At 72.7% G+C, this 19,395-nt stretch carries 5 protein-coding genes and 1 pseudogene; 3 read left to right on the plus strand and 3 right to left on the minus strand.

Annotated features, from left to right (window positions below; all coding sequences use genetic code 11):
• Together DI269_RS24200 and DI269_RS24205 are read left to right on the plus strand one after the other, a co-directional pair.
• Positions 1–6,064, plus strand: a 6,064-nt coding sequence (locus tag DI269_RS24200) for a toxin TcdB middle/N-terminal domain-containing protein (protein ID WP_198667711.1), incomplete at its 5' end; no start/stop codon positions are given.
• Positions 6,065–6,095: 31 nt separating this feature from the next.
• The gene (locus DI269_RS24205; protein WP_112140772.1) at positions 6,096–15,683 is read left to right on the plus strand and encodes a Tc toxin subunit A-related protein; all 9,588 of its coding nucleotides are present in this window, start codon (positions 6,096–6,098) and stop codon (positions 15,681–15,683) included.
• Positions 15,684–16,009: 326 nt separating this feature from the next.
• Here the strand turns inward: DI269_RS24205 and DI269_RS29210 are convergent, their stop codons facing one another.
• Positions 16,010–16,396, minus strand: coding sequence for a cellulose binding domain-containing protein (locus DI269_RS29210; protein ID WP_408612331.1), 387 nt, complete (start codon positions 16,394–16,396; stop codon positions 16,010–16,012).
• Positions 16,373–17,401, minus strand: a pseudogene (locus DI269_RS24210) (non-reducing end alpha-L-arabinofuranosidase family hydrolase); the annotation flags it as partial. The gene DI269_RS29210 and the pseudogene DI269_RS24210, both read right to left, overlap by 24 nt.
• A gap of 273 nt (positions 17,402–17,674) precedes the next feature.
• Here DI269_RS24210 and DI269_RS24215 point away from each other — a divergent pair.
• Positions 17,675–18,214 (plus strand): DinB family protein, encoded by a 540-nt coding sequence (locus DI269_RS24215; RefSeq protein WP_112140777.1) that lies wholly within the window; start codon positions 17,675–17,677, stop codon positions 18,212–18,214.
• Between the two features lie 3 nt (positions 18,215–18,217).
• On the opposite strand, the gene DI269_RS24220 is transcribed toward DI269_RS24215, so the two are convergent.
• Entirely contained in the window at positions 18,218–19,300 is a 1,083-nt protein-coding gene (locus DI269_RS24220) for a winged helix DNA-binding domain-containing protein (protein WP_112140779.1), read from the minus strand.
• Between the last annotated feature and the right edge of the window lie 95 nt (positions 19,301–19,395).

Here is a 19,395-nt window from a genome sequence, read left to right on the forward strand (position 1 = left end):
CGTGCGCCTGGCCGACCTCACCGGCGACGGCCTCCCCGACCTCGTCCTGGCCGACCCCGCCGGGACCCGCTGGTGCGAGGGCCTCGGCCCCGACGGCTTCGCCGCGCCGCGCCTCCTCGAAGGCCCCGGCCCGCACCGGCCCGGCCTCGTCGGCGTCTCCGCGGCCGCGGCCGTCCAGCTCGCCGACATGACCGGCGACGGCCTGCCCGACCTCGTGCGGATCGCCAACGGCGCCGTCACGTACCGGCCCAGCCTCGGCCACGGCCGCTTCGGACCCGAGATCGCCATGGACGACGCCCCCTGGTTCGACTCCCCGGACCGGTTCGACCCCCGCCGCGTCCTCCTCGCCGACCTCGACGGCAACCGCCGCACCGACCTCGTCTACCTCGGCGCCGACGCCGTCCGCCTCTACGCCAACCGCGCCGGCAACGGCTGGGGCCCCGCCCGCGACCTCCCCGGCCTGCCCGCCGCCGACAACCGCCGCTTCGCCTCCGTCGTCGACCTGCGCGGCACCGGCACCGCCTGCCTCGTCTGGTCCACCGGCCTGCCCAGCGGCACCGCCGCCCCCATGCGCTACATCGACCTGCTCTCGGCCGGGCGCCCGCACCTGCTCACCGGCTACGACAACGGCGTCGGCGCCGAAACGGCCGTCGAGTACCGGCCCTCCACGTACTTCGCGCTGGCCGACGAGCGCGCCGGGCGGCCCTGGCCCGCGACGCTCCCGTTCCCGGTCGCCTGCGCGCACAAGGTGACCCGCACCGACCATGTCCGCGAGACCGTGTTCACCTCCGTCACCTCGTACCACGACGGCTACTTCGACCCCGTCGAGCGCGAGTTCCGGGGCTTCGGGCTCGTCGAGACCCTCGACACCGAGGCGTTCGCGCTCGACGACCCCGCCGCGTCGCTGGACCAGGCGCCCGTGCTCACCCGCACCTGGTTCCACGCCGGGGCCGCCGCCGGAGCGGGGGAGCGGCTGCTGCACGCGCGCCGGGACCAGTACTGGGACAACCCGGTCGGGCCCGAGCCCGCCCTGCCCGAACCGGACCTGCCGCCGGGCCTGGACGACGACGAGTACCGCCAGGCCTGCCGCGCGCTCAAGGGCGTCGCGCTGCGCACCGAGGTGTACGGCCTCGACGACGCCCCCGAGTCGGTGCACCCCTACTCGGTCAACGAGGCCGCCTACGCCGTCGCGCTGCGCCAGCCCAAGGGCGCCCGGCGCCACGCGGTGTTCCAGCTGCTGCCCACCGAGGCGGTGACCCGCGTCTACGACCGGCGCCCCGAGGACCCCCGGACCGCCCGCACCCTCGTCCTGGAGACCGACGACCTCGGCCTGCCGATCCGCTCCGCCACCGTCTCCCATGGACGATCGATCATCGACCCCGAACTGCCGCAGCCGGTCCGCGAGGCCCAGGCCCGCACCGGCGGCGGCTACCTGGAGACCGACTACACGCCCGACATCGACGGGCCCGACGTGCGGCGGCTGCGCCAGGTGTGCGAGACCCGCGCCTACGAGCTCGCCGGGCTCCCCGCCGGGCACCTCACCGCATCCGAAGTGGACGCCTTCGCGCTCGCCGCCGAACGCGTCCCCTACGAGGCGGTCGACGAGGACGGCACCGTGCCGACCCCCGACGGCCCCGTCCTGCGCCTGACCGGCCGCGCCCAGGTCCTGTTCCGCGCCGACGACCTCACCGGCCCGCTCCCGCTCGGCGTCCACGACACCCTCGGCCTGTCCTACCGCACCCGCCGCCTCGTCTTCACCGACGGCCTCGTCGCCGCCCACTACGACGGGTCCGTCGACGCCGCCGAGCTCACCGGCGCCGGATACGAGCACCTCGACGGAGGCTGGTGGGCCCCTTCGGGAACCGCCCTGTACGCCCCCGACGCCGCCGCCCACTTCTACCTGCCCTCCGGCGCCGAGGACCCGCTCGGGGTCGCCACCGAGATCGAACGCGACGTCCACGACCTCGCCGTCACCGTCACCCGCGACGTCCTCGGCCGCGAGGTCCGCACCGAGCACGACTACCGGGTCCTCGCCCCGCGCCTGGCCGTCGACCCCGCCGGGAACCGCGCCGAAACCGTCTACGACGCCCTCGGCGCCCCCGTCGCCAGCGCCCTCCTCGGCAAGGCCGGCGACACCGGCATGGACACCCTCGACGCCCCCACGGCCACCATGGACTACGACCTGTTCGCCTGGGCCGACCGGCAGGAGCCCGTCAGCGTGCGCCGCCGCCACCGCGAGCGCCACGGCGACCCCGCCGCCGAATGGCGCGAGACCTACGCCTACTTCGACGGCTCCGGCACGGCCGTTCTCGTAAAGGCCCGCGCCGCCGCCGGGCCCGCCCGCACCTGGGACCCCGTGTCGGGCACCGTGACCGAGGCCCACGCCGACCCGCGCTGGATCGGCGGCGGCCGCGGCGTCTTCAACAACAAGGGCCTGGCGGTCAAGCAGTACGAGCCGTACTTCTCGGCCACCCACGAGTTCGAGTCCGCGACCGCGCTCGTCCAGACCGGCGTCACCGCCGTCACCCGCTACGACCCCATCGGGAGGGTCCTGCGCGTCGACCACCCGGACGGCACGTTCGCGCGCACCGAGACCGGCCCCTGGGGCACGGTCGCGCACGGTCCGGGCGACACCGTCCTCGACAGCGCCTGGTACGCCGAGCGCGGCAGCCCCGACCCCGCCGGCCCCGAGCCGGCCGACGCCGAGGAGCGGGCGGCGTGGATCGCCGCCCAGCACGCGGGCACCCCCGGGCGCACCCACACGGACGCCTTGGGCCGCACCGTCCTCACCGTCTCCGACAACGGGAACGGCGACCTGCGGACCCTGCGCGGCGAGGCCGACGCCACCGGCGGCTTCAGCCGCCAGTTCGACGCCCGCGGCCGCGAGTTCACCTCCGGGGTCGCCGACCTCACCGGCGCCTCCCTGCGCGGCGAGTCGGCCGAGCGGGGCCGGCGCTGGCACCTCTCGGACGTCGCCGGGCGGCTCGTGCGCGCCTGGGACGAGTACGGGCGCTCCAGCCGCATCGAGTACGACGCCGCGCACCGGCCCGTCGCCACGTACGCGACCGAGCCCGGCGAGGCCGAGACCGTCGTGGGCCGCGTCGTCTACGGCGAGGCGCACCCCGAAGCGGCGCAGAGGAACCTGACCGGCAAGATCCACATGGTCTTCGACGCGGCGGGCGCGGTCGTCTTCGAGCGCTTCGACCCTAAGGGCGCGCCCCTCGAAGTGGTGCGGCGCCTGTGCGCCGACGCCGAGACCGAGCCCGACTGGCAGGACCTGGTCGGCCTCGACGACCCCGCGCTGGTCATGGCCGCCGCCGAGCCCCTCCTGGAGCCCGTGTCGGAGGCGGTCGGCACCGGCGCCGCCTTCGACGCGCTCGGGCGCCCCGAGTCGATCACCATGGCAGACGGGACGGTCCTCCAGCCGACGTACGACCCGTCCGGGCTCATCGCCGAGCTGCGCGCCCAGATCGGCGGCACCGGCCCCTTCCGGACCTACCTCGCCGGGCAGGAGCACGACGCCCTCGGGCGCCGCTCGCTCGCCGTGTACGGCAACGGCCTCGCCACCGCCTACACCTACGACGCCTTGCACCGCAGGGTCACCGGCATCCGGACCGCCCCCGAAGGCGGCGGGGACGCCGTCCAGGACCTCCACTACGTGTACGACGCGGGCGGGCACCTCGTCGAGGTCGACGACGGCGCCCAGCAGTCCCTGTTCTTCAACGGCGCGTTCGTGTCCCCGCGCATGCGGTTCCGCCACGACGCCATCGGCCAGCTCGTGGAGGCCACCGGCCGCGAGCACGCCGCCAACGGCCAGACCGGCCCCGGCGACCCGGTCGGCGCGCCCCTGCCGCACCCCAACGACGTCCTCGCCGTGCGCACCTACCGCCAGGAGTACGAGTACGACGACCTCGGCAACCTGACGACCATGCGCCACATCGCGAACGGCGGCGGCGGATGGACCCGCCGCTACCGGTACGAGCACGACGCCGACCCCGCGAACCGGCAGAACCGCCTCGCCGCCACCAGCGCGCCCGGCGACGACCCGGACGGCCCCTACACGCACGCCTACACCCACGACGCCTACGGGAACCTCACCTCCGCCCCGCACCTGGCCGCCCTCGACTGGGACCGGAGCGGGCGCCTGCGCCGCGCCGACCTCGGCGGCGGCGGCACCGCCTGGTACACCTACGACGGCAGCGGCGCGCGCCTGCGCAAGACGATCCAGCGCCAGGGCGGCCTGCGCACCGAGCGCCGCTACCTCGGCGCCGTCGAGATCTACCGGGAGTGGATGAACGGCGTCCTGCGCCTGGAGCGGCGCACCGTCCACCTCGCCGACGAGACCGGCTCCTTCGCCTCGGCCGAGGTCCTCGTCCACGACCCGGGCGGCATCGGCGGCGCCGCGGTCGGCGAGGTCGTCATCAGGTACCGGTGCGGCAACCACCTCGGATCGGCCACAGTGGAGACCGACGACGGCGGGGCCGTCATCTCCTACGAGGAGTACCACCCCTACGGCTCCACCGCCTACCGCGCCTCCCGCCCCGGCACCGACCTCGGCCTCAAGCGCTACCGCTTCCACGGCAAGGAGCGCGACGACGAGACCGGCCTCGACAGCTTCGGCGCCCGCTACTACGCGTCCTGGCTCGGCCGCTGGACCAGCGCCGACCCCGCCGGCACCACCGCCGGACCCAACCTCTACCGCTACTGCGGCAACGACCCCTCCGGCCGCGTCGACCCCACCGGCACCCAGGACCACCCGCCCGGCCGACCCGACAGCCGCGTCACCGTCGGGTTCCCCTCCGCCGACCCCGCCGTGTGGAACAACCCGAACTCCACCCCCGCCGACATCCTCCGCGAGGCCCAGAAGGACTACCCGCACCTGCGCGAGACGCCCCGCTTCGAGTTCGGCCAGTGGTTCTTCCCCGACCTCAGCGTCGACGAGAACGGCGACGTGGAGGTCCCCGGCACCGGCTCCGGCGACACCCCCGGCGAGGACCCCGCGCCCGCCACCGACGCCGGAGCGGGCGCCGGGACCGGTGCGGGCGAAGGCGAAGGGGAGGGCGACACCGGCGGCGACGCCGGGGACGGGGGCACCGGAGGCGACGCAGGCACGGGCGACGGCGGCACGGGGGACACCGACGCCGACGTCAGCGGCTCGCCCGGCGACGACGAGGGCACCCCCGGGACCCTCGGCACCTCCACCAGCCTCGTGCCCTCCGCCGTCGAGCGGTTCATCTGGAACTTCCCCTTCCCCAACCAGGGCGTCCCCGGCTCGCGCCGCGGCCAGATCCTCGAATGGCTCGCCGGCGTCCCCTGGCGCGACAACACCGCCGGGCACGACGTCGTCACCGCCACCGAAGTGCGCCAGATCAAGTCGACCGCCCAGCTCGACGAGGTCGGCGACATCACCCGCGCCGCCACCCGCGACGCCGCCAGGTCCATCGCGGGCGACCCCAACCTCTCCGGCCGCAACCCCCGCGCCGTGATCATCACCGAGACCGACGTCCCCGTCGCCGTCGGCGACGCCATCACCGACGCCCTCGTCCCCAACACCCGCGGCCGCCCCCGCTCCGTCCCCGCCGGCGCGCTGCCCCCCGAGCACATCCGCGGTTTCCCCGGGAACGCCGGCGCCGGCGCCCGGGTCCTCACCGGCGTCGGCACCGCCCTGTCCGCGGCCGCCCTCGCCTACGACATCTACCAGGGCGACTACGCCATGGCCGTCGGCGACGCCCTCGGGACCGTCGGCGGCGGGCTCGAACTGTACGCACTGGCCGCGCCGGGGGCCACGGTCGCCGGCGTCAGCGCCATGACCGCCGGGCTCGTCGTCGGCGGCCTCGGCATCGCCGTCACCTCCGGCATCAGCGGCTACCGCGCCTACCAGCGCGGCGACACCGCGGGCGTCGTCGCCGGCGCCGTGGGCGTCGGGGCCGGACTCGCCATCGCGGCCGGGGCGATCGGCATCGCCGCGGGGATCGCGGGCGCGCCCGTCCTCCTCGCCGTCGGCATCGTCGCGGCCATCGGCGTCGGCATCTACCACCTCGGGGACTTCTTCGACTGGTGGTGACCCCGCCACCCCACCCAGAAAGGCGCAGGACATGAACCAGCCGAAGCGGCACTTCAGCCCCGAGGCGATCCGCAGGCTCGCGCTGCCGGTCGAGACCGCCGCGGCCCCGCCCGGAGCGGACCCGGACCGCACCATGGCCATCCAGCTCCCCGGCTTCACCGAGGAGCCCACCGGCAAGGACGTCGCCGCCCTCCAGGCGTCCCTGGTGCGCCTGCGCCACGGCATCGAGGCCGACGAACTCGCCGAGTCCCGCCTCGGACCGTCCACAAGGGAAGCCGTGCGCCGCCTCCAGGCCTCCGCGGGCCTCATGCGCACCGGCGTCGTCACCCCCGAGACCGCCGGGCAGATCAAACGCGAGCTCGAACACCGCTACTTCACCGACGCCCCCCACCGCGCCGCCAAGATCCAGGGCCTCCTCACCGCCCTCGGCCACCAGATCGACCCCGGCGAACTCTCCGGCCGCCGCGTCGGCACCACGACCGCCGCCGCCATCCAGCAGTTCCGCCAGCGCACGAAATCGCGCGGCGTCTCCTGGTGGCTCGACGAGGCCCTCGTCGAACGCCTCCGCGCCGAAGCCCTCCAGGCCCGCCTCGGCTCGCGCACCCAGTTCGGCAAGGCCCAGCGGACCCTCGTGCGCGCCTTGGGAATCGCCAAACTCGACGTCCAGGTCGGCGCCGACGAGCTCAACGCCCGCCAGGCCGGACCCGGCACCCAGGCCGCGCTGCGCGCCTTCCAGGCCAAGTACCGCCTCCCCGCGTCCGGGCGCTTCGACCTCGCCACCATGGACAAGCTCGAAGCCGTCGCCGCCTCACGCCCCGCCCCCGCCAAGACCCTCAAGGTCAAGTCCGCCCTCGGACTCGGCACCCTCAAGCGCCAGGCCAAGCTCAACATGCGCGGCGGCCACGTCGCCGCCGCCCAGCAGGCCCTCGCCCACTTCGGCTACCCGGTCCCCATGTCCGAGCACGGCGAGGCCCGCTACGGCAAGGCCACCCGCCAGGCCGTCCTCAAGTTCCAGGCCGACAAGCACCTGCCCGCTACCGGCCAGCTCGACGGGCCCACGGTCAAAGCCCTCAACGCCGACATCCTCGCCGCCCTCCCCGCGAGCGAGCAGCCCGCCGCCCGCTACCGTCTGCGCGGGTCCGTGCGCGACGAGCGCTGGCGGCCGGTCAAGGGCGCCAAGGTCCGCCTCGCGTTCCGGTCCCTCGCAGGCGAAGGCCAGACCCTCGCGCAGCGCGTCACGAGCGAGTCCGGGTTCTACGACCTGCCGTACGACCCGCCGCGCGACCCCGACACGAAGGAGGTCGTCAAGCCCCTCCACCTCGCCGTCACCTTCACCGGCCCCGACGGCGCGGCCCTCGGCTCGCGGATCCTGTTCAACCCCACGCCCATCCAGTGGACCAACCAGACTCTCGGCGACCGCCCCTACCGCGGTCCGTCCCTCTACGAGACGCAGCGGGCCGCGCTCGACGCCGTGCTCGGCGCGCTCGGCGTCACCGACCTCGTCGAGGACGGCGACCGCAACGACGTCACCGTCGCCGCCCTCGAATCCGGGCTCACCCAGTACGAGGTCATGCGCCTGGTCCTGGCCGTGCGCGCCGCCAAGCACGTCGGCCACCCGGCCCTCGGCGCCGCCCTCTACTTCGGATTCATCGCCCAGGGCCTGCCCGGGACCCTCCCCGAGGAGCTCCTCACCGCCACCGACGAGTGGACCCGCATCGACGAGCTCACCGCCACCACCGCCTCCGGAATCCTCCTGCTGGGCCCCGAGAAGCAGGCCGAGGCGTTCGCGCGCGCCGCCGACGACAACCTCGTCCCCATCGGCATCGTCCGCGACGAGGAGGCCGTCCTCACCGCGCTCACCGCCCGCTCGGTCACCGCCGCCCTCGACGCCCCGCCCGTCGGCGGCGACGCCACCCTGCGCCAGCTCCTCGACTCCTCCAAACTCCAAGCGGCCCACTACGACAGCGTCGCCGCCATGCTCCTGGGCCACGGCGAGCCCAGCGAGGCGTTCTGGACCGACCTCACCGGCGCCGCGGCCGACCTCGGCGGCGGGGACGTGGTCGCCGACGTCGCCGCCGCCGTCGAGACCGCCGCCATCGCCGGCGGCCACGGCCCCACCGCCGCCCTCCTCAAGGCCCGCATCGACGACCCCGACCTGGCCGGCATCACCACCACCCGCCACCTCGCCCGCCTCTCCACCGAGGAATGGGACGCCGTCGTCGCCGACGCCGGACACCCCGCCGACGAGACCCCGGACGCCTTCGCCCGCAAGCTCGAAGCCACCGCCGCCGCCCACTACCCGACCACCGCCCTCATCGCCGAACTCGGCCGCACCGACGGCCACGGCCTCGCCCTCGTCGACCAGGCCGCCGCCTTCATCGACGCCCACCCCGACCTCGAACTGCGCGCCACCGGCCTCGACGCCTACGTCCGCAGCGCCTCCCTCGACATCGACGCCGACCTGCGCGGCGAGATGCGCGTCCAGCAGCGCGTCGTCCGCCTCGCCCCCACCCACAAGGCCGGGGCCGCCCTCCTCGCCGAGCACCTCCACTCCGCCGGCCAGATCGCCGCCCTCGACCGCACCGAACTCGCCGCGAAACTCAAGACCCACCCCGGCGTCGACGACATCGCCGTCGCGAACATCCACTCCAGCGCCCAGATCGCCTACGCCCACGTCCTCTCCCAGGTCGCCTCCTTCCAGTCCGACCACGCCCCCGGCCAGTTCCAGGTCTTCGGCCCCCAGCAGATCACCCTCGCCGACGCCACCGGCGTCCTCGGCGACGTCCCCGACCTCGCCCTCCTCTTCGGCGGCCTCGACTACTGCGAATGCGGCCACTGCGAATCCGTGTATGGCCCCGCCGCCTACCTCGCCGACCTCCTCCGGTTCCTCTCCACCCGCCCCGCCAAGACCACCGGCCCTGCCACCGTCCTCTCCGTCCTCCAGGCCCGCCGCCCCGACATCGACGACCTCCTCCTCAACTGCCCCAACACCGACACCCCCCTGCCCTACATCGACCTCGTCAACGAACTCCTCGAACGCGCCGTCCCCGGCGCCGCCGCCCCCCAGCCCCAGACCACCCGCACCGCCGCCGAACTGCGCGCCGTCCCCGAACACCTCCACGCGAGCGCCTACGAGACCGTCAAGGCCGCCCGCTTCCCCGTCCGCGGCGCCTTCAACGCCTGGCAGGAGGAGGCCCGCGTCCTCCTCGCCCACCTCGGCGTCCCCCGCCACGAACTCATGCGCCTCCTCGCCCCCGCCACCCCCGCCGCCCACACCTCCGCCGCAGGGGAGTACTTCGGACTCTCCACACTCGACGTCCACCTCGTCACCGTCCCCGCCCCCAGCGCCGTCTCCCAGGACGAGACCTGGGGCCTCGACACCACTGTCGGCGAGGTCGGCGTCCTCCCCTTCCTCCACCACGCCGGCCTCACCTACACCGAACTCCTCGCCCTCCTCGACACCACCTGGATCCACGGCGCCGGAACCGTCGAACTCCAACGCCCCGAAGGCACCTGCATCCTCGACGAGCAGACCCTCACCGGCCTCGCCCCCGCCGTCTACGACCGCATCCACCGCTTCATCCGCCTCTGGCGCCACACCAAGTGGACCGCCCCCCAGCTCGACCGGCTCCTGCGCGCCCCCGGCCTCGCGAACGGCGTTCTCGACGCCCAGGCCCTGCGCCGCCTCGCCTCCTTCGCCGAACTCGCCGCACGCCTGCGCCTCCCCTTCGAACCCGCCCTCACCCTCTACGCCCCCCTCAGCACCGAACCCGGACCCGACGACACCCGCTCCCCCTACGCCGACCTCTTCGCCAACCCCAACCTCCTCGACCCTGTCGACCCCGCGTTCGCCCTGCCCCTCACCGGCACCGAACCCATGGCCGACCACCGCCCCGCCCTCGCCGCCGCCTGGCAGGTCGGCGAAGCCGACCTCGACCTCCTCCTCGCCCGCACCGGCCCCAACCTCACTCTCGCCGACCTCACCGCGCCCCTGCGCTACACCGCCCTCGCGAACGCCCTCCGCCTGCCCGTCGCCGAACTCCTCGCCCTCGTCGACCTCGCCGCCGCCGACACCCCCGACCCCTTCGCCCACCCCGAAGCCACCGCCGCCCTCGCCGACCGCCACGCCGAGACCAAAGCAGCCGGACTCGCCGTCGCCGAACTCGACTGGCTTCTCGAACACCGCCCCGACGCCCCCTTCGGCCAACGCGCAGAAGCCATCACCGAACAGCTCGACGCCCTCCGCGAAGGCCTGCGCACCACCCCCGCCGACGAAGTCGACGGCCAGATCGCCGCCACCGTCGCCGCCACCTTCTCCCTCCCCGACGGCCAGGCCGTCACCCTCCTCGACCTCCTGCGCCCCGCCGAAGCCCTCTGGGACGTCTTCGACAACCCCGACTTCATGGCTCAAAACGCCGACGGCGACTACACCCACCCCCTCACCGAAACCGAGTTCGCCGACCTCTTCCACACCTGGCGCCTCCTCCACAAAGCCGCATACCTCGTGCGCCGCATGCGCATCGACGCCGACGACCTCCCCTGGCTCCTGGAGAAGGCCGCCGCCTTCGGCTGGCTCCACCTCGGCGCCCTCCCCGCCGGACCCGCCGACCCCCCTGCCGCCCTAGCCGAATGGCGCGCCCTCGCCTCCTGGCTCGTCCTGCGCCACCGCTACCCCGAACCCGAGGAGACCGGCTGGCCCGAGGTCTTCGACGCCGCAGCAGCCGGAGACCCCGTCGAGGACCTCCGCGACGCGGTCGCCGCCCTCACCGGCTGGCACGCCGCCGACCTCGCCGAACTCGACGGCGACGCCAGCGCCTTCTACGCCGACGTCGACGCGCTGGCCCGCGCCCGCGCCGCCGCCGAGGCCCTGCGGCGCCTGGGCGTCCCGGCCGCCGACGCGCTCCTGTGGGTCGACCGCGACGACGACGCCGGGGGCGCCCAGCGCCTCGCCGCCGAGCACCTGCGCCAGACCATGAAGTCCAAGTACGACACCGGCGCGTGGCTCGCGCTCATGCCCGAGCTCCAGGACCCGCTGCGCGAGGCCCGCCGCGACGCCCTCACCTCCTACCTCGTGGAGCACTCGCTGCGCACCACCGCGCCGACGATCACCGCCGAGGGCCGCGAATGGGTCAACCCGCGACACTGGAAGGACACCGCCGACCTCCAGCGCTGGTTCCTCCTCGACACCGAGATGACCTCCGTCCAGCTCACCTCCCGCCTCAAGCAGGCCATCAGCGCCGTGCAGCTGTTCGCGCAGCGGTGCCTGCTCAACCTGGAGCTGCCGCTGGTGCGCATCACCGCCGCGCAGACGGCCGACACGACCTCGCTGGACTCGTGGAGCCAGTGGGAGTGGATGAGCGGCTACCGCCTGTGGGAGGCCAACCGGAAGGTCTTCCTGTACCCGGAGAACTGGCTGGAGGCCGAGCTGCGGGACGACAAGACGCCGTTCTTCAAGGAGCTCGAAGACCAGCTGTCCCAAGGGGAGCTGACCGACGCGAACGCCGAGTCGGCCTACCGCGACTACCTGCGCAAGCTCGTCGAGGTCGCCCACATGCAGACCCTCGGGATCTACCACCAGCAGACCGCGTCGGGGAACCGCCTGCACGTGGTCGCCCGCTCGGCCTCGCAGCCGAGCCACTGCTACTACCGGTCCCTCGACCTGGCCTACAACGAGTGGACCGGCTGGGAGCGCATCGACGCCGACATCGCCTCCGACCAGGTCGTCCCGGTCGTCTACCGCGACCGCCTCCACCTGTTCTGGCTCCAGTTCGAGGAGAAGACCCAGCAGCCCAAGCGCCAGCCCCCGGCCAAGGCCAGCGAGTCGCCCGGCCAGACCGCCGACCCGTCGCGGACCCTGGAGATCGAGCTGTGCTGGTCCGAGCGCACCCCGGACGGCTGGACGGCCCGGCGCACCAGCGGCGAGAAGCTCATCCACCCGTGGCCGCGCCCGCGCTCCTCGTACACGCTCAAGCCGCGCCACCGCAGCTCGCAGCTGTGGCTGGACGTGTTCATCTCCTCCTCGATCGAGTTCAACAACGGGCGCTTCTACGACGAGTTCACCGACTCGCACGAGCGGCTGACCAAGCGCCAGTACTCGGTCCTGCACTGGCCCTGGCACTCCTCGTCCTACGTGTTCACCGGCGAGGTCGTGGACCTGAAGATGAAGCCGATGTACGGCAACTACACGCGGCGCTCCGACGGGGTCGTGTTCACCGCCGACTCGCTGTGGCACGTGCAGACCAACTTCGGCGAGAAGGGACGCGGCATCAAGTCGCTGTCCTCGACCGAGCGGTCCCCGAAGCTGCGCAAGCCCTCCACGATGCGCTTCGCGAACGGCCGCCTGGCCGCGATGGGCACGGCCGTGGACGTCATGGTCGGCTGGGACGACACGCGCAAGCTCCTCAGCGCCGCCCGCACGCCCGCCGAGCTCGTGCTCGCCCCGCACCACCGCCAGTACAACGACGACCCGGTGTCCCCATTGATCTATCAGGACCGCCAGCGGGCCTACTGGCTCAAGCGCACCCAGGTCACCGTCACGACCTCGTTCAGCTACACCGGGGGCGGCGGGATCCACTGGATCCACGCGCCGGTCACGACCATGGGCCACCGCTGGTACCCGTTCTGGCACCCGCACGCCTCGGACTTCCTGGCCTCCTTGGACACCAAGGGCGTCGAGGGCCTGGTGACGCGCGCGCAGCAGAGCATCGCGCCGAACTCGGAGACCTCGTTCTCCTACGGCCCGCAGCCGGGGAACGCGATCGACCCGACCGCCCAGGGCGGGGTCGACTTCACCCGCGGCGGCGCGTACTCGGCGTACAACTGGGAGCTGTTCTTCCACGCGCCCATGCTCATCGCCGCGAAGCTCACCGCCGAGCAGCGGTTCGAGGAGGCGATGCGCTGGTACCACCGGATCTTCGACCCCACCAGCACCGACGGACCCGAAGCGCCCCAGCGCTACTGGGTGACCAAGCCGTTCTTCGACCACACCAGCGAGGACTACCGGCAGCAGCGCATCGAGTCGATCCTCGGCGACATCGGGGACCACCTGGACGAGCTGCGCGCCTGGAAGAACCACCCGTTCTCGCCGCACACCGTCGCGCGCCACCGGCCGGTCGCCTACCAGAAGGCGATCGTCATGAAGTACCTCGACAACCTGATCGGCTGGGCCGACCAGCAGTTCCGCCGCGACACCCTGGAGTCGATCAACCAGGCGGTGCTGCTGTACACGCTCGCGGCCGAGATCCTGGGCCGGCGGCCCGAGAAGGTCCCGCCGCCCGAGCGCGAGGACAAGAGCTACGCGCAGCTGACCGCCGAGAGCGCCCTGGACCCCTTCGGGAACCAGGACGTGGCCGCGATCCTCGAAGGGTTCGCGCCGCCGCTCGACTTCACGGACGAGCCCGACCTCGGCGGCGGCGAGCCGCTGCCGCACCTGGAGGTCAAGTACTTCGGCATCCCGGTGAACGACAAGCTCCTCGGCTACTGGGACACCGTCGCCGACCGCCTGTTCAAGGTCCGGCACGGCCTCAACATCGAGGGCGTCTTCCGCCAGCTGCCGCTGTTCGAGCCGCCGCTGGACCCGGGCATGCTCGTCAAGGCCGCCGCCGCGGGCGCCGACCTCTCCAGCGTCCTGAGCCTGTTCGCGGCCACCGACACCCGCTACCGGTTCCGGGTGCTGGCCGCCCGCGCGGCCGAGCTGCTCGGCGAGCTGCGGGCCCTGGGGGACAAGCTGCTGCGCATCCTGGAGACCCGGGACTCCGAGGAGCTGATGCTCCTGCGCGCCACGCAGGAGGCCGCCCTGAACCGGGCGATCCAGGCGGTGCGCGAGCTCCAGGAGGACGAGGCGGTCGCGAGCCGCGAGGCCCTGGAGGCCGGGCGGGCCGCGATCGACACCCGGATCGCCTACCACGGCTCGGTGCCGCGCATGAACGGCGAGGAGATCGCCGCGGTCGTCATGCAGAGCATCGGCCTGGTCGGGAACGCCGTCAGCGCCGTCATGTCCGGCATGGCCGGGGCCGCGAACCTGATCCCCGACTTCAGCATCGGCATCGCCGGGTTCGGCGGCTCGCCGACGGTGAGCATGTCGATCGGCGGGTCGAACGTCTCGGGGTTCCTGTCGAACACCGGCGCCATGATCGGCGGCTTCGCGGGGATGCTCATGACCGGCGCGGCGATGGCCGAGACGCAGGGCCGCTACTCGCGCCAGGCCGACGAGCACGGCTTCGACCGGGACGTGGCCGTCAACGACCTCGCCCAGCTGGAGGCCCAGCTCATCACGGCGGCGATCCGCGAGCAGATCGCGACCGCCGAGCTCGCCAACCACCTCCAGGCGACCGCCGACACCGAGGCGGTCGAGGAGTACCTGCGCACCAAGTACACCGACAAGGAGCTGTACGACTGGATGCTCGCGCGGGTGTCCACCGTGTACTTCCAGGCGTACCAGATCGCCTTCGACACCGCGATGCTCGCCCAGCAGTCCTACCAGTTCGAGCTGGCCGAGCCGGACGCCTCGTTCATCCAGTTCGGGTACTGGGACTCCCTGCGCAAGGGCCTCCTGGCCCCCGAGCGGCTGACGAACGACCTGCGGCGCATGGAATCGTCCTACATGGAGAAGCACAAGCGGGACCTGGAGCTGACCAAGCACGTGTCGCTCGCGCAGGTCGACCCGCTGGCGCTCCTGGCGCTCAAGCTCACCGGGCAGGCGGTGGTGCAGCTGCCGGAGTGGCTGTTCGACCTCGACTACCCCGGCCACTACCGCCGCCGCCTCAAGTCCGTGGCGCTGTCGGTCCCGTGCGTGGTGGGCCCCTACACGTCCGTCAACTGCACGCTCGCGGTCACCAACAACGGCGTGCGGCTGACCGACTCGGTCGCGGGCGGCTACGGCGACCCGCTGGTCGGCGGCGACCCCCGGTTCTGGAAGAGCCCGGTGCCGACCGAGGCGATCGCGACCAGCCACGCGGTCAACGACCGCGGCATGTTCGAGCTGCGCTTCGAGGACGAGCGGTTCCTGCCCTTCGAGGGCGCCGGCGCCGTCAGCCAGTGGACGATCTCGCTCCCCAAGGCCCACAACCAGTTCGACCTCGCCTCGATCACCGACGTGGTCCTCCACCTCGACTACACGGCGCGCGCGGGCGGGCCGGGCCTGGCCGGCCTCGCGGTCGGCAACCTCGACGCGGTCCTGCCGACCTCGGGTGCAGCCCTGTTCGCCCTGGAGGAGCAGTTCGGCACCGCCTGGCACCGGATGCTGTTCCCCGAGGGCGAGGAGGAGCAGGAGCTCGTCTTCACGCTCACCCCGGAGCACCTGCCGTTCTGGGCGCGGGTCCGCGCCGCCACCGGCACGGTCAAGGTGGCCGCGGCCGACCTCGTGCTCGACACCGTCCACACCGACGCGTTCGCCGTCAAGTGGCGCCTGCCCGGGCAGATGTCGGCGAGCGAGGTGCCGGGCGCGAACGACCCGTCGTTCGGCGGCGCCCCGCACTCGGCGGTCGCGCCCGTCCCGGCCCCGGCGATGCTGGGGGAGTGGCGGCTGGGGCTGAAGCGCGCCGCAGCGGCCGATTACGACTCGCTGCTGCCCGAGGACGTCCGCCGCGCTTACCTGTTGGTGCAATTCGACATCAGCTGAACAGCTGATAATAGCGAAGAAGGGCCCGGACGCCTTGACCGGAAAGGCGTCCGGGCCTTATGATATGAGTGTCTCGGTGATACTTAAAGTTAGTGTATGTTGTGGACAAATAGTCTGTGGAAAGAAAAAGCGGTAGCAAAAGAAGGTCATCGTTTCATTTTTAAGGCTTTCGTCGTTTCGGTTCGTTGCGGTGGGGCCTTTTTTACTGCCCTGAAACGGCTACGGCCGCATAACGATCGACGCAGATCCCCATTCCACGCCGTGCTCCGGTGCCCGCTCCCCAGATCCGGGGGAGCGGGCACCGGCTCGTTGCGCGGTCGTTCGGGCTACGCGGTCGAGCAGGTCACCTGCGGGGTCGCGCCGGACCCGTTGGCGATGAAGCCGAACGCCTCACGGGACTGGCCGGCCGCGACCGACCCGTTCCAGCTGACATTCGTGGCCGTCACCGCCGTTCCGGTCTGCGACCAGGTCGCGTTCCACGCCGAGGTCACGGTCTGGGAGCCCGGCCAGGTCCACGTCACCTTCCAGGAGTTGATCGCGGCCGACCCGGCGGTCACCGTGACCTTCCCCTGCCAGCCGCCGGTCCAGCTGCCCACCACCGAGACCGCGGCGGTGCAGGCGCCGGTGGTCGGCGGCGGCGACGTCGTGGTCGGCGGGGAGGTGGTCTCCTCGCCGCCTCCGCAGCCGGGGCTCTGGTTGGTCTGCGTGAGCAGCCCGAGCCGCCACGGCAGGCTGTTGTAGTCGCCGCCCGCGCTGGGATCGACCCCCTGGTAGAGGTAGCGCATGTTGCAGGAGCTGACCTCCATCTTCTGGTTCACGCCGGTGCGGAGCATCTCGCCGTGGCTGATGTCCTCGGTCCAGGTCCCGCCGGGGAAGGACACGTTGGAGGCGGCCGCGAACGGGTTGGCGTTGCTGGCCGCCAGCTGCGTCCATGGCCCGGCGATGCTCGTGGACGTCCAGGATCTGAAGTAGCGGCCCACCGATCCGAAGGCCTCCACCAGCAGCAGGTACTGGTTGGTCTCCTTCACCTTGTAGATGTTCGCGGCCTCCCACAGGTCGTACTTGTTCGACTCCTGCATGGCGATGACCGGCTGGCTCATGCCGTTGGGGAAGTTCGCGACGGTGGTCTGGGACCGGTAGAGGTGCCCGTTGTCGTCGGAGGAGAACAGGTGGCAGTTGACGTCGTCGCAGGTGACCCACATGTCGACCCAGTAGCCGCTGCCGATGTTGTCCTGGATGATCTGCGGCATCCCGGAGTAGAAGTGCTTCGGCGCGGTCCAGCCCGCCGGGTTCGCGATGTTCGCGTTCGTGGAGTAGGACGCGTTCCCGGTCTGGTACACCAGGTACCACAGGCCCTGCGGCTCGTAGTAGAACACCTCCGGGGCGGCCCGGTAGCCGGCGCCGATGCCGGACTGGTCGAGGTAGTAGTGGGTGGCCGAGGAGGCCTGGGACCAGTCGGTGAAGCTGAAGTAGACCATGTTGTAGCCGGCGGAGCTCGCGATGCTCGCGAACACGTGCCACTTGCCGCCCGAGTAGACCACCGAGGGGTCCTTCAGGCCGGCGATGCTGGGGTGGGACGCGTCGGGCTTGGGGCCCGCCAGGACGCCGCTGGAGCTCCACGTGAAGCTCGTCGGGAGCGCCTCGGCCTGCACCGGGTCGGCCGAGTCCTCCTGCGCGTTCGCCGTCAGGGCGGCGGCCGCCATCGTCGCGGCCATGGCGGCGGCCAGCAGCGCGATGCGCACCGCTCGCAGCCGTGATCGGATCGGGATTGCCATGATTCGCCTCTCTCGTTGCGGTACATCGCATTCGCAACACGGGTCCGGAAGTTTCAGGGAATTCCGGAATCGTCCGCGCCGCCCCGCCAGGTTACCGATAAACATCGAGGCATGTAAATAGGTTGAGCTGGATTGACACGGCCCGGAAGTTTCGGCATCCGATTGCCGCTCGAAATGCGCGAGCGCCGGTCCCTTCCGGACCGATACAGTCCGGGCATGACCGTCATCGACGCACAGGGCCGCCCCGAAGCGCCCGTCTCCGGCGACGAGGCCGCCATGCTCCTCGGCTTCCTCGACTTCCACCGCGCCACCTTCGCCTGGAAGGTCCGCGGCCTCGACGCCGCCGGACTCCAGGCCACGGTCGGCGCCTCCACCATGACCTTGGGCGGCATGCTCAAGCACCTCGCCCTTGTCGAGGTCAGCTGGTTCTCCGACGACCTGTTCCACCGGCCCGTCGGCGAGCCGTGGGACTCCGTCGACTGGAAGTCCGACCCCGACTGGGAGTGGCACTCCTCCAAGCAGGACACCCCCGAAGCGCTCATCGCCCTGTGGGAGCGCGAGGTCGAGCGCGCCCGCGCCCTCACCGCCGAGGCCCTGGAGGACGGCGGCCTCGACCGCGTCGCCGCCCGCCGCTGGAAGGACGGGCGCGCCCCCACGCTGCGCTGGATCGTCCTCCACATGATCGAGGAGTACGCGCGCCACAACGGCCACGCCGACCTCATCCGCGAGTCGATCGACGGCGAGACCGGCGAGTAGCGGTCAGCCCGCGTACCCGACCCCGGACAGGGCCGCGCCCCGGAACGCCGCGAGCCGCTCGGCCTCGGCCCCGACCGCCTTCCGCTCGCCCGCCGTCAGCCTCCCCCACGGCTCCACGTTCACGGTGAACTTCTTCCCGGACTTGCGGGGCCGCCACAGCCCGGCGATCCGGCCCCCGGCGAGGACCGCGCCGGGGCGGCCCAGGACCGGCCACAGGGCCTTCGCCTTCGCGGGATCGTCGACCAGCAGCCTGCGGTCCCGCGACTGGAGCAGCAGGTCGTAGGGTCCGACGAGCCGCACCGCCTCCGCATCCGCCTCACGCAGCGCCGCCTCGTCCCCGGCCAGGATCCACCGGGACTCGCCCGCGACCTCGACCTCCACGGCGTCCTCGGGCCAGTGCGCCTTGACCTCCTTCACCGGCGAGTCGAGGTACTCGGCGACCTCCTTGACCGTGGCCGGACCGCACAGGTGCAGGTAGGCCCGGACCGGATCGAGCCGCTGCGGGAACTCCTTCGCCTCCTCGAACCCCTTGATGGGCTTGAGGACCGGCGGCGAGGTGTGCGGCTCCAGCTCCAGCCCCGCGCGGACCGCCGCGAGCCGGAACGGCTGCTCGTACATGTGCACCGCCTCGCAGGACCGGCAGTACCGCTGGTACGCCTCCGGCATGACCTCGTGGAGCCGCTGCGACATCTCGCCCTTGACCATCGGGGCCGTCACGATCGCCTTCATCTGGTCCGCGACCGCGTCCAGGGCCTCCAGGACCGGGATGCCCGCGGCCTTGAGCGGCTTGGAGGCGTCGAAGATCCGCTTGGCCGCGTCGGCCTCCGACCACGGCGCCACCGCGGCCGCGACCGAGGCGACGTCGGACCGCCGGTACGCGTGCGGGGCGCCGCGCAGCGTCCACAGCCACACCAGGTCCGCCTCCTCCGGCGCGACCCCGCGGACCGCGAGCGCCCACATCGCCCCGTCCGGGCCCGTCTCCTGCGCGCCGAGGTCGAGGACCGCGGTGTCGGCGAGCGCACCTTCCTCCCGGTCGAGCTGCTGGACGCTGGTGCGGTAGCGGAGGACCTGTCGGCTGTCGATCATGCCTTCACCGTAGCCGCGGGGTCCGACGGCCGGGCCGAAAGTTTTCTTCGCGGCCGCGATGAATCCGCGGGCGGCCCCTCGTCTTCATAACCGAG

Source organism: Glycomyces dulcitolivorans (assembly GCF_003265355.1).
In the GTDB taxonomy this organism is placed as follows: domain Bacteria; phylum Actinomycetota; class Actinomycetes; order Mycobacteriales; family Micromonosporaceae; genus Glycomyces; species Glycomyces dulcitolivorans.

Coding starts and splice junctions, on each gene's coding strand:
- DI269_RS24205 (WP_112140772.1), top strand. CDS start 6,096: ATGAACCAGCCGAAGCGGCACTTCAGCCCCGAGGCGATCCGCAGGCTC.
- DI269_RS24215 (WP_112140777.1), top strand. CDS start 17,675: ATGACCGTCATCGACGCACAGGGCCGCCCCGAAGCGCCCGTCTCCGGC.
- DI269_RS24220 (WP_112140779.1), bottom strand. CDS start 19,300: ATGATCGACAGCCGACAGGTCCTCCGCTACCGCACCAGCGTCCAGCAG.